This is a genomic window from Halosolutus sp. DAT137 (assembly GCF_059736405.1).
In genome coordinates, this window is sequence record NZ_JCAQID010000001.1 from 742,231 (window position 1) to 754,584 (window position 12,354).

Sequence of the window (12,354 nt, forward strand, 5' to 3'; positions counted from 1 at the left end):
TCGCCTCGTCGCCTCGGGTCAGCTCACGCCGAGGAGGCCGACGACGAGAAAGAGCAGGCCGAAGCCGGCCAGAACGACGGCGCTCAGGCTCGCGACCACGGGTGCGAAGGCGTCGACGCGGCGACCCGCCGCGACCAGCGTCGCGGGGTAGGCGACGATCCAGATGGCGATCCCGGCGAAAAAGCCGAGCAGGAGCGCGGGCGACCCGGTCTGGACGACGAGCGTCCCCTCGAGCAGTGTATTTGCACCGGGAGCGTGTGCAAAGACGTCCAGATTTCCGGGCTGGAGCAACCCGACGCCGACGGTCACCCAGAACCCGATCTGATACGGGTTCGTCAGCGACAGCGCGAACGTCTTCCGAAACCCGTTCGTTGCGGCCTGATCGCTGGCGGTGAACGAGGCGGTCGATCGAGCCTCGCGGATCGCGCCGACGGCGAAGTACCACATGAGGAGGCCGCCGGTGAGATAGAGGGCCGGCCGAACGGCCGGGTAGCGATCGATCACCGTGACGACCCCGCCGAGTGCGAGGACGAAAAAGACCACGTCGGCGGCCATCGCGCCGAGTCCGGCCCAGAAGCCCGCGGCCCAGCCCCGGACGACGCTCTCTTCAGCGATGATCGCGTTCATCGGTCCCGGAGGGGCCGCGAGTGCCAACCCGAAGACGACGCCGGCGATTGCCGTGATGGGGGCGCTACTCACTGCTGATCGAGTTCGTGTGAGCGGGCTGTGACAGTAAATCCCGGTGATTTCGAGCGGTTCCTGACGAACGAACCAGTGACCCTATTTTTAATCGGCCCGTAGGTCGGGTATGGCCGCTTTCCAGGCGTTCGGCATCGAGACGGTACGATCGCCGTGTGCGTGCGCCCTCGTTCCGGAGATGAGAAGGCGATGAATCGTCGACGCCTTCTCGCTATAACGGCTGGGCTCACGGTGAACGCCGGCTGTCTCGACGCGGTCCGCGACGACGGGTCGGACGCCGAATCCGAGACGCCCGATGACGACGCGCCGGCGGAGGACTCGGGGCCGCCGTTCGAAATCGAGACGATCGACGCACCCGGCAGCGAGGCGGGGACCGTTTCCATCCCCCAGTCGGGGCAGGTCGCGCTGATCAACTTCACCCGGCAGTTTTGCCCGACGAGCATCGGCTATCTCGAAAACGTCGGCGAGGCGTACGATCGTCTGGCTGCGGAGTTCGACGTCGGTCCCGAGGCCGACGTCTTCGTCGTGTCGGTCATCGACTGGACCCAGGGGGCGACACCCACCAACGAGGAACTGGCGGAGTGGTGGCGAGAACACGACGGCCACTGGCCGATCGCGATCGATCGATCGGGCGAACTTTTCGACGAGTACCACGACGATGACTTCCCCGGCACAGTCGCACTCGACGGCGATGGCGAGGTTCACTGGCGCGACGGAGGCGGGACGTCACAGTCGAATATCATCTCGGGAGTCAGAGCGACTGTCGAAGCCGAGCGAGGCGTCGAGCCGGAGTCGATGGACGAGACCGACGAGTGACCCCTGTGGATGTGACGGACGACGAGCGATCGCTGACGGGACTGACCGATCGGCGTGGTCGGAGCGATCGACCACTTCGGAGTTCAGTCTCCGCGTCACGAGGTCTTTCTCTCCGTGTCACGGGGTTTTTCTCTCCGCGTCACGGGGGTTTTCTCTCCGCGTTACGGAGTATCCGTCTCGGCACGATCGGCAAACGCCGGATACGACTGCGCCCCGCCGGTCGACTTCCGCGCGACGAGGGTCGCGACCGCCGCGAGGCCGCCCGGAAGCGGCCGCCGTCGCTCCTCGTAGGACAGGATCGTCAGGTCGAGACACGCCCGCAGGAGATCGTTCGATCGGTATCGGTGGCGCTCGCTCGTCGGGCCGATCTCGACCGAGTCGGTCGTCCGCAGGTGGTGGTCGTAAACCAGGACGCCGCCCGGCGCAAGAGCGTCTTTCAGGTCCGGTAGACGGTCGAGCGCCGCAAAGAAACTCACCGTGATGAGGTCGTAGCGCTCCGTCCCGAAATCGAAGTCAGCGATGTCGCCCCGGTGCCAGGTTATCGCCCCGTCGACGCCGCGGGCGGTTGCCCGCTTGCGGGCCTGCTCTATCGCTTCGTCCGCGATGTCGATCGCGTCGACCGTATAGCCACGGTCCGCGAGAAAACAGGCGTTGCGTCCGGTTCCCGTCGCCACGTCGAGTGCCCGCCCCGTCGGCAGCGTCTCGATCCGGCGGGCGAGTTCCGGAATCGGCGCGTCCGGCAGTTCGAACTCGACCGATCGGTACTTCTCGTTCCACCGCTCGCGCTCGTCGGTCACGGTCGAGGACACGGGCGGCGATCGCTTGGGTGTTCCCCTCGGGTGGGTGATCAGCACTGGTGTACCGCTTCCCGAGGCCGAGTGGTGGCTCAGGCTTCGGCCTGCCAGTCTCGAATCCGATCGGCGCTGACCCCCTCGACGTCTGCAGCGACGTCGTCGGGGTCGCTCTCGGTCAGGTCCTCGATGCTCTCGATGCCAGCGGCGGCGAGCTTTTCGACGGTTTTCGCACCGACGCCGTCGAGGGACTCGAGGTCGGAGTCCGTCTCGTTCTCGCGGGCCTGGAACTCGCGGTAGTTACAGATCGGACAGCCCAGTTCCCAGGGCTCGTCGCCGCTGTGGACGACGAGTTCGGGGAGGTCGTGTTCGTCGCAGTGCTCGTCGGTGACTTCGATCTCACCGCGGCGGGGCAGCGGCAGGGAGTACTCACAGTCGGGGTAGCGCGTACAGCCGACGAGCCGAGAGCCGCTCTGGAGGGTCTTGATAGCGAGTTCGCCATCTTCCTCGGAACCACAGTCGGGACACGCACCCAGAACCGGCCCCTCGCCGGCGTCTTCGGCCTTGCAGAGCGGACAGCCGTGGACGAACGTCTGGCGGCCGGCCAGCATCTTCACCTCGTTCAGCCCGTGGTCCTCACACTCGCTCTCGAGGATGAGCGGCTTCCCGGTCGAGGGTAACGGGAGCGTGTTTTCACAGTCCGGATAGCCGTCGCAGCCGATGAAGTACGACCCGTGGCGGCTCCGGCGCACGAGCAGGTCCTCGCCGCACTCGGGGCAGGGACCGAGCCGTTTGTCGTCTTTCAGCGACTTCCGCAGGTGGTCACCGATCTCGTCACGGGAGTCCGCGAGATTCGCAAAGATTTCCTCGAGCATCTCTCGAGAGTCGTCGGTGACGTCGTCGAGGGTCGCCTCGCCGCTCGCGATCGCGTCCATGTCCGCCTCGAGTTGGGCCGTCATCTCCTCGCTGACGACCCGGTCGGCGTAGTTCTCCGCGGCGTCGACGACCGCCATCGCGAGTTTCGTCGGTCGCGGCGGATCGCTCTCGATGTAGCCCCGATCGTATAATTTCTCTAACGTGTTATGCCGGGTACTTTTTGTTCCCAGCCCCCGATCCTCCATGGTCTCGATCAGCCGCGACTGCCCGTAGCGACGCGGCGGCTGGGTTTCCTTTTCTTCGAGGTCGACGGTCTCGATCGCGAGTTCCTCGCCCTCGTCGACGTCCGGGACGAAGTTCTCGCTGGTGTTGAAGTACGGATAGACGTCGTGGTAGCCGGGTTCGACCAGGCGTTTGCCGTTGGATTTCAGTCGGCAGTCCTCGACCTCGGTGACGACCTTGAGGTGTTCCCAGACGGCGGCGGCGGCGACGGTCGCGAAAAAGCGCCGAACGACGAGTTCGAAGACCTCCCACTCGTCGTCGCTCACGTCGCCGCGGGTCGGAATCTCGCCCGTCGGATGGATGGGCGGGTGGTCGGTCGTCTCCTCGTCGCCCTCTGTCGGGACGATCTCGTCGGCTTCGAGCAGCGACTCGGCGGACTCGCCCAGCGTCGAGTGGCCGACGAAGTCGTCGAGCAGTTCCTCGGGATCGAGATCCTCGGGGTAGACGGTGTTGTCCGTCCGCGGGTAAGTGATGTAGCCCGCCGTGTAGAGGTCTTCGGCGATCGACATCGCCCGTTTGGCCGAGTAGCCGATCGCGCTGGCCGCGCGAATGAACTGGGTCGTGTTGAACGGCGTCGGGGGCGTGTCGGTTCGCGTCCGGCGGTTGACGTCGACGACGGTTGCGCTGTCACGTCCGGTGAGCGTCTCGTAGACATCTTCGGCGGCGGCTTCTTCCCAGACGCGTTCGGCCTCGTTGTCGTCTTCGTCGCGGTAGAAGTACTGGGCCTCAAAGGTGGCGTCGGCGGCGTCACCGCCTCGCTTGGTCAGATCCGCGAACAGTTCCCAGTACGTTTCGGGGTCGAAGGCTTCGATCTCGCGTTCGCGATCGACGATCAGTTTGAGCGTCGGCGACTGAACGCGGCCCACCGAAATAAAGTCGTTCCCGAGTTGGCCGGCCGACAGCGAGAGGAATCGGGTCAGGGCGGCACCCCAGACGAGGTCGATAATCTGGCGCGCCTCGCCCGCGGCGGCCAGATCGAAGTCGAGTTCGTCGGGTTCGTCGAAGGCGTTCTGGACCTCGTTTTCGGTGATCGAGGAGAACCGCACGCGACGGATGGGGACCTCCTCGTTGACGTCGCGAACGATCTCGTAGGCTTCCTTCCCGATGAGTTCCCCTTCGCGATCGTAGTCGGTCGCGATCGTCGCGCGCTCGGCGCGGCGGGCGAGAATCCGCAGCGTGGCGACGATGTTCTCTTTCGTTGGCGTCTTCTCGACGCTCGCGTCGATCAGTTCGACGGGTTCGACGTCGCGCCAGTCGGAGTACTCGGGGGGGAAGTCGACGCCGACGACGTGACCCGACAGGCCAACACAGCGCTTTCCGCCCCATTCGTAGACGTTGACGCCGTTTTCGCGGCTCGAGTCGAACGTCCCGCCGCTCAGAATGTCGGCGATCCGCCGGGCGGCGTTATCCTTCTCCGTAATAATCAGTTCCACGGCGGCTCACCTCCGTGCGGACGATCGATCGATGGGCGAGGAGTATCGTTCATGATCGGTCGGTACGATTGACCGTCGCATAATCCTTTCGCCAAAACCGGCAGACAGCGCAGGTGTGCGTGCGTTCGCGGGCGTCGCGAGCGCGTGCACGTGAGGACCACACCGTACTGTGTACGTGAGGACTCAACCGTCGTGCGTACGGGGGACCACCCAGTGCCGGCAAGCGACCGCCGTGAGCCGAGTCCTTTTGCCGGGTCCGAGCGAGAAGCGAACGTGGCCGAGACGGACGCCTCCCCCGATCGCAAACGGGTCGACATGACGTCGGGGGCAATCCCGCCGAAACTCCTGACGCTGGCCTGGCCCCTCGTGCTGGGAAACCTCCTCCAGACGGTGTACAACCTGGCGGATATGTTCTGGGTTGGCCGCGTGAGCAGCGAGGCCGTCGCCGCCGTCTCGCTGATGTTCCCCCTGTCGTGGATGTTCGTCTCGACGGCGATGGGGATCACCGCGGCGACGATCGCGCTCGTCTCCCAGTACGTCGGAGCCGACGACGATCGGATGGCCGACAGAGTGGTGGCCCAGACGATCCTGCTCGCGATGGTCGCCTCGACGGTGCTCTCGGCGGTCGGACTCTACTTTCGGCGGCCGTTGCTCGTGCTCATCGGGGCGCGCGATCAGGTGTTCGTCGAGGCGCTGGCCTACATCGAGGTGATCTTCCTCGCGCTTCCGCTGACGTTCCTCTTCTTTGCGTTTCGATCGTCCCTGCAGGGTGCCGGCGATACCAAAACCGCGATGTGGCTCGTCCTTATCTCGGCGGGGATCAACGTCGTCCTCGACCCCTTCTTCATCCTCGGCTGGGGACCGTTTCCGGAGATGGGTACCCGTGGAGCGGCCGTCGCGACGTTCATCTCTCGCGCGTTCGCCACGGCGGCGGGCATCTACATCCTGCTCGACGGGGGATTCGGCGTTCGGCTTCGCGTCGGTGACCTCGTCCCCAATCTCGCCATCCAGAAGCGACTCCTCGACATCGGCTATCCGGCGACGATCGACGGCTGGGCGCGAAGCTTCGCTGCGGTGGCGATGGCCGGCTTCGTCGCCCGTTTCGGCGCTGCGCCCACGGCCGCCTACGGCATCGGCGTGCGCATGATGTCGGTCACGTGGGCGGTCTCGGGAGCGGTCGGGGACGCCACCGCGACCGGCGTCGGCCAGAACCTCGGGGCGAAGACGCCCGATCGAGCCGCGGCGGTCGCTCGCTGGGCGACCGCGTCGACCATGGTGTTCATTTTCGCGGTTGCGGCCATCATCCTCGCGTTCCCGGCCCAGGCGATGGGTGTCTTCGTCACCGATCCCGAAGTGATCGCGGAGGGCGTCGTCTTCCTGCGAATCGTTGCTCCCTTCTGGGCGTTGTTTGCCGGCGTGATGGTCATTCAGGGGGCGTTCCGGGGAGCTGGAAACACGAGAGAGGCGATGATTCTCTCGTTCCTCTCGCGGTGGGTATTCCGGATTCCCATCGCGCTCGTGCTCGCTTTTACCGCCGTGACGGTTCCATATCTCGGGATCACGATCCCCACCGTGGCCGCGATCGATCTCGGCATCGTCGGCATCTGGTGGGCGTTCGTGTTCGGGATGGTCGCCTCGTTCGTCGTCGCCGTCGCCTGGTTCCGACTGGGAACGTGGCGCGAGGACGTGATCGACGACGAGTCTGAGGGAGAGCAGCCACCACGGGACGATCGCGATCGACCGGCCGCTGGGAGCGATCCTGATCTCGTCGACGACTGATCGAGCGCGGTCGAGTTCAGCGCCGACGGGAGGTGTTTCTCAACACATATATCCTCGCTGTGAGATCGTCGAGTATAGCGCAGATTACGATGACAACACAGTCTTCTACGAGAACCGACGAGAACGTCGCGGCGTCGACCACCGACCAATCGGACCGCGACGCCGGCCCGACCGATCCGAGCGAACGAATCCAGAGCCTCGACGTGCTTCGCGGCTTCGCCCTGCTCGGCATCCTCGTGATCAACATCTGGCTCTTTGCACTGCCGACGATCGGGTGGGTCAATCCGACGCTATACGGGGATCTCTCGGGTTCGAACTACGCAGCCTGGTTCGTCAGTCACGTCTTCTTCGAACAGAAGTTCGTCACCCTGTTTACGTTCCTGTTCGGGGCCGGACTCGTGTTGTTCATGGAGTCGAAAGAACGCAAGGGCCAGCCCGCACGCCGGTTGCACTTTACGCGCGGGTTCTGGCTGCTCGTCATTGGTCTCGCCCACGCCTATCTGCTGTGGCACGGCGACATTCTCGTCACGTACGCGCTCTGTGGATTCGTCGTCATCTTCGTACGCAACTGGCGACCGAAGCGGCTGCTCATCCTCGGGCTAATCATGTTTTCGCTCCCGTTCCTGTTCTACACGGCGACCGGCGTCGCGTACACCGCGGTGGACGCGGACGTACAGACCGAGATCGAGAGCGCAATTCTCTCGGGGTACGGTGCGGACCAGAACGAGATCGACGCCGAAATCGCTGCCTACCAGGGAAGCTGGACCGGGCAGGTGACCTACCGGGCTCCGGTCGTACTCGCAGGACAGACGATCGGGTTCGTTTTCGAGTTGTTCTGGACCGTCGGCGGGCTGATGGTCATGGGGATGGCCCTCTACAAGTGGGGCGTCCTCTCCAATCAGCGGAGTACGAGGTTCTACCGGCGACTGTTCGCCGTCGGATCGGTAGCAGGACTGGCGTTGATCCTCTCGGGGGTCTGGTACCGCGAGGCCGTCGGCTGGGACACCGGACAGGTGCTGTTGCTCGCGCGGCAGTTCAATTACTGGGGGTCGTTGTTGCTGGCGCTCGCGTACGTCTCGGCGATCATGCTGCTCTGTCGGGCGACGGCTGGCGAGCGGGTGCGAACCGCACTCTCCGCCGTGGGCCGAACCGCTTTCTCGAACTACCTCCTCCAGACAGTACTCGCGACCACGATCTTCTACGGGCACGGCCTCGGGTTGTTCGGCACGATGAGCCGGGTCGAACTCCTCGGCGTCGTCGTCGCGATCTGGCTGCTCCAGATTCCGCTCTCGATCGCCTGGCTAAACCGGTTCCAGTTTGGGCCCGTCGAGTGGCTCTGGCGGACGCTGACCTACGGGCGGCGGCAACCGATGCGCCTCGAGTGAGGTCCCGTCTCGTCCCGACCCGCCGACCCAACGCTGTCCGTCCCCGACTGTTACCGGTTTAGCAAACTCGCCGGGAGCCACTTCTGGAGCGCCGGGCTGAACTCGGCGGCCATCTGTGCGTCTTCGGCGGTGAACGCATCGGTTGCGACTAGTGTCGCCAGATAGATTCCGACGACGACGATCGGAAGGGAGACGACGACCAGCAGGTCCGACTCGACGAACAGGACGATCGGGACGCCGACGATCGACGCGGGGATACCGGCGCCGACGATCTTCGCAAAATCGCGAGTGAACGGGTGGATGCCATCGAGATAGTATATCTCGACGAGAGTCAACCCGCCGACGAGGAACAGCGCCACCGCGGAACCGATCGCCGCGCCCTCGATGCCGACGATCGGAACGAGTGCGAGCGAAATGAAGAAGTTCGCGCCGAAGAGGACGAGCGTGTTGGCAAAGACCATTCGCGAGTAGCCAAGCCCCTGCAAGAGAGAGCCATCTGGGCCGCCGAAGGTGACGTTAAAAAGGAACGCACCCGCCAACAGAACGACGACGAGGTTCGCTTCGGCGTACTGTGGCGTGTAGAGCACTGCGAGGAACGAACTCGCACCCAGTGAAAGGATGATGGCAAACGGCAGCGTAATGGCGACGATCCAGCGGGCCATGATCTGAAACCGGCGTTCGACCAGCGTGATGTCCTCGCGAGTCTCAGCGATCAGCGGCTTGAACACCGGCGACAGAGAGTTGAAGATGATCATCAGCCCGGAGCCGAGCATGTAGCCGACGCGATAGATGCCAACGTCGTCGGAAGAGAGGAAAAAGCCGAGCACGAAGTAATCGACGTGACCCATCAGGACGAAGACGACGCTGGTCATCGCCAGTGGCACGGAGTAGCGCACGAGCGGGGCCGGCGCGACGAATTCGAGATCTTCGGTCAGGAGGTCCCACGCTTTGTACGTAAAGATCATCGCACCGACGGTGATGGCGACGAACAGTCCGACGACGTAGCCGGCGATTAGTCCTAGCAACCCGAACCCAGCGAGCAGCAATCCTGCCGTAGTGGTAAACCGGACGATCGGGCGCACGAGGTCACGCATAATCACCCGGTACTGCAGCTTCTTGATGCTGTAGTAGGAGGTCAAGAGGACGTTGTAGATCGCCAGCATCGGGATCGTCACCGAAAGAAACAGGAGCGCGACCTGCATCGCTGGCTCCTGAAAAAAGTCACCGATCCGCCCAGTACTGAGCGCGAGGAGTACCGCGACCAGCGAAGAGGTGACGAGGACCGTCGCCGTCACCTGGACAATCACGCCTTTGGCCTTCCCGTATTCGCCGTTGTCTATGTACTGCGGGACGAAGTAGTCGATCGCCAGCGGCAGCCCGAGGTTCGCAAAGACCTGCATGAACAGGATGACCGACGTTGCGAGGACGAACAGGCCGTACACCGAGGGGCTGACGAACCGCGTCATCAGCATGACGATCGCAAAGCCGAGCGCCCCGTTGACGAGATTGCCAACGAAGGTGATACTCCCCTGTTTTGCGAGGGTCGAGACGCCCTCGTCGTACTCAGTCATGGCGACGGGGTCTTGCTCATTTGGCTTTTCGGCGTTCCCAGCCTCCGCCAGCGGTGACCGGGCGACTCCATGCGATCGATCGGTTCTGGTATCTCGGCGGCCAGTGGTGGTATCCTCTCAATTGTAGTGGCATCCGGTCAGACCCCCGTGGCCGGTTCGAGTTCGTAGCGTTCGACGGCGGCCGCTCGTTCACCGAAGTGGGGGAATTCGACGTCGAAGGGCCACTCTTCACCGGAGCTAACGTCTTCTTCGACGTTTTCGATAACGCTTTCGAGCTCTTCGCCGTCGGCGTCGAAGAACGTCGCCCGAATCTCGATGTAGTGTAGTTCTCGATCGCCGACGTTCCTGACGACTCCCCACACGTAGACGCGCTCGTCTTCGGTTCCCGGATTGTCCCGGACGAGGTCGTCCCAGACGATTTCGACATCCGGCGGCTCGGTAATCTCCTCGCTTTCCCCCTCGAAGTAGTCGAGACAGCCAGCCAGAGTGGAAACCGCAGCGAGTCCGAGGAAGCCACGTCGATGCACGGCCGCCGATAGGTCGCAGTGGGCCTTCAGCGTTCGGGAATGCTCCTGACAGCATCAGCAGGCTATTTGGTCGGTCCACGGCCACGTGATCGATCGCTACGGGCCTGTAGCAACGTTGATTCTTCGTTCACACCCGCGTCGATCGTCGCGATAGTTTTTTCACCACTGGACAATACCACCTAGTTGTATGAGCGACTTCGATCAGTTTAGCAGTGTTGGTGAAGCCGACGTAACGCGTGCGATCGGACAGGAGTGGACCGAGGAGTTCATGGACTTCTCGGACTCAGACGTGATCGTCGTCGGCGGCGGGCCGTCCGGCCTGACGGCGGCGAAAGAACTCTCCGAACGGGGGGTCAAGACGATGGTCGTCGAGAAGAACAACTATCTCGGCGGGGGCTTCTGGCTCGGCGGGTTCCTGATGAACAAGGTGACGGTGCGCGATCCGGCCCAGCGGATCCTGGACGAACTCGACGTCAGCTACAAGCAATCCCAGGACTCCGAGGGGCTCTACGTCGCCAACGGTCCGGAGGCCTGTTCAGGCCTGATCAAGGCCGCCTGCGACGCCGGCGCGAAGATGCAGAACATGACCGAGTTTACGGACATCGTCATCCGTGAGAACCACCGGGTCGGCGGCATCGTCATGAACTGGACGCCCGTCCACGCGCTGCCCCGCGAAATTACCTGCGTCGATCCGATCGCGGTCGAGGCAGATCTGGTTATCGACGCGACCGGTCACGACGCGATGGCGGTCAAGAAACTCGACGAGCGCGGCGTTCTCGACGCGCCCGGTATCGGTGAGGCCGAGGCGTCGGCGACCGGGATGGACCGGACCGACGACGACCAGTACGGCGCGCCGGGCCACGACTCGCCCGGTCACGACTCGATGTGGGTCGGCAAGAGCGAGGACGCCGTCGTCGAACACACCGGCCTCGTCCACGAGGGGCTGATCGCGACCGGGATGGCCACCGCGACGACCTACGGCCTGCCCCGCATGGGGCCGACGTTCGGGGCCATGCTCGTCTCCGGCAAACGCGCCGCCCAGGTCGCCCTCGACGAACTCGCAGTCGACGCAGAGCCCGTCGACATCACCAGCCGCGCGACGGTTGCCGACGACTGAGACCGACTGCTGTACGTCGTTCCCGGCGAATCCGCGCCCCCTCCGCGGCATAATCGGCAACTCGTCACCACAGCTCGGACGAGCGCCGATCGGCGCAATCGCGGAGCCGAGCAGTCGTCGACGCGAGGAGTTTTTCCCCGCTCGGACGAAGGCGTGGGACATGACACTCGTCGTCACCGGCGCGACCGGCGCTGCGGGGAGCTGGATCGTCGATCACTTCGCGAGCGAGGGACACGAGGTCGTCGGCCTCGACCTCGATCGACCGACGCGAGAACGCGAGAACGTGACCTTTCTCGCGGCCGACCTCACCGAGCAGGGACAGGCGTGGGACGCAATTCTCACTGACGAGCCGGACGCGGTGATTCACGTCGCGGGGATTCCGCGGATGGGAATCGCGCCCGGCACCGAGACGTTTATGACCAACGTCGCGAGCGCGTACCACGTGTTCGAGGCCGCGGGCCGAGCCGACGCGGACGTGGTCTGGACCTCGAGCGAGAGTCTCTACGGCATGCCGTTCGCAGCGGAGCCGTTCCTACCGGACTCCCTGCCGATCGACGAGCGCCATCCCCAGCGGCCGGAAGACGGCTACGGAGCCTCGAAGCTCGTCGGCGAGGAACTCGCCAAGAAGGCGGTACGGCGACACGACATCTCCGTTGCCTCGATTCGGCCGTCGTGGATCCAGTACCCCGGCGAGTACCGGGCCACCGACGGGCAGGCATCATTTGATCCCGAGTCGGCGGCCCCGAGTGGCAACTTTTGGTCGTACGTCGACGTACGGGACGTCGTCTCGATCGTCGACACCGCCCTCCACGCCGACATCGACGGTCACGAAGCGTATCACGCGATGGCCGCGGACAACTATCTCGGTCGTCCCACTGTCGACGTGATCGAGGCGGTCTTCGGCGGCCTTCCGGACGAGTGCGAACTCGAGGGAGAACAGTCGGCGTTCTCGACGGCGAAGGCCCGGCGGGAACTGGGTTGGAAGCCGACCCATACCTGGCGCGAGGCCGAAAACGAGCTCGTCGAGCCACCCGTGTTTTTCGAGGAATAGCGCCACGCCGGTTTTTACTGCCGCGAA

The 12,354-nt window shown here is 64.3% G+C and carries 10 protein-coding genes; 5 read left to right on the forward strand and 5 right to left on the reverse strand.

Going from position 1 to position 12,354, the window contains the following annotated elements:
• Positions 1 to 18 precede the first annotated feature (18 nt).
• Positions 19 to 699, reverse strand: coding sequence for a LysE family translocator (locus tag AC6I6L_RS03605; RefSeq protein ID WP_497916344.1), 681 nt, complete (start codon positions 697 to 699; stop codon positions 19 to 21).
• Between the two features lie 189 nt (positions 700 to 888).
• Here AC6I6L_RS03605 and AC6I6L_RS03610 point away from each other — a divergent pair, with 189 nt between their 5' ends.
• The gene (locus AC6I6L_RS03610) at positions 889 to 1,515 is read left to right on the forward strand and encodes a peroxiredoxin family protein (protein ID WP_497916345.1); all 627 of its coding nucleotides are present in this window, start codon (positions 889 to 891) and stop codon (positions 1,513 to 1,515) included.
• A gap of 161 nt (positions 1,516 to 1,676) precedes the next feature.
• Here AC6I6L_RS03610 and AC6I6L_RS03615 read toward each other — a convergent pair whose 3' ends face one another.
• Entirely contained in the window at positions 1,677 to 2,312 is a 636-nt protein-coding gene (locus tag AC6I6L_RS03615; RefSeq protein WP_497916346.1) for a class I SAM-dependent methyltransferase, read from the reverse strand.
• Positions 2,313 to 2,401: 89 nt separating this feature from the next.
• The gene (locus AC6I6L_RS03620; RefSeq protein ID WP_497916347.1) at positions 2,402 to 4,897 is read right to left on the reverse strand and encodes a DNA topoisomerase I; all 2,496 of its coding nucleotides are present in this window, start codon (positions 4,895 to 4,897) and stop codon (positions 2,402 to 2,404) included.
• A gap of 315 nt (positions 4,898 to 5,212) precedes the next feature.
• On the opposite strand from AC6I6L_RS03620, the gene AC6I6L_RS03625 reads away from it, so the two are divergent.
• Both AC6I6L_RS03625 and AC6I6L_RS03630 read left to right on the forward strand, forming a co-directional pair.
• Positions 5,213 to 6,676, forward strand: a complete 1,464-nt coding sequence (locus AC6I6L_RS03625) for an MATE family efflux transporter (protein ID WP_497916842.1) — start codon at positions 5,213 to 5,215, stop codon at positions 6,674 to 6,676.
• 89 nt (positions 6,677 to 6,765) lie between these two features.
• Entirely contained in the window at positions 6,766 to 8,061 is a 1,296-nt protein-coding gene (locus tag AC6I6L_RS03630; protein ID WP_497916348.1) for a DUF418 domain-containing protein, read from the forward strand.
• A gap of 50 nt (positions 8,062 to 8,111) precedes the next feature.
• Here the strand turns inward: AC6I6L_RS03630 and AC6I6L_RS03635 are convergent, their stop codons facing one another.
• Both AC6I6L_RS03635 and AC6I6L_RS03640 read right to left on the reverse strand, forming a co-directional pair.
• Positions 8,112 to 9,632, reverse strand: coding sequence for a flippase (locus AC6I6L_RS03635; protein ID WP_497916349.1), 1,521 nt, complete (start codon positions 9,630 to 9,632; stop codon positions 8,112 to 8,114).
• Between the two features lie 137 nt (positions 9,633 to 9,769).
• Positions 9,770 to 10,159: an FxLYD domain-containing protein gene (locus AC6I6L_RS03640; protein WP_497916350.1), complete on the reverse strand. Its 390-nt coding sequence runs from the start codon at positions 10,157 to 10,159 to the stop codon at positions 9,770 to 9,772.
• Positions 10,160 to 10,346: 187 nt separating this feature from the next.
• On the opposite strand from AC6I6L_RS03640, the gene AC6I6L_RS03645 reads away from it, so the two are divergent.
• Entirely contained in the window at positions 10,347 to 11,276 is a 930-nt protein-coding gene (locus AC6I6L_RS03645; RefSeq protein ID WP_497916351.1) for a sulfide-dependent adenosine diphosphate thiazole synthase, read from the forward strand.
• Positions 11,277 to 11,436: 160 nt separating this feature from the next.
• Complete coding sequence (locus AC6I6L_RS03650; RefSeq protein WP_497916352.1) at positions 11,437 to 12,327, forward strand: NAD-dependent epimerase/dehydratase family protein; 891 nt, start codon at positions 11,437 to 11,439, stop codon at positions 12,325 to 12,327.
• Positions 12,328 to 12,354 lie beyond the last annotated feature (27 nt).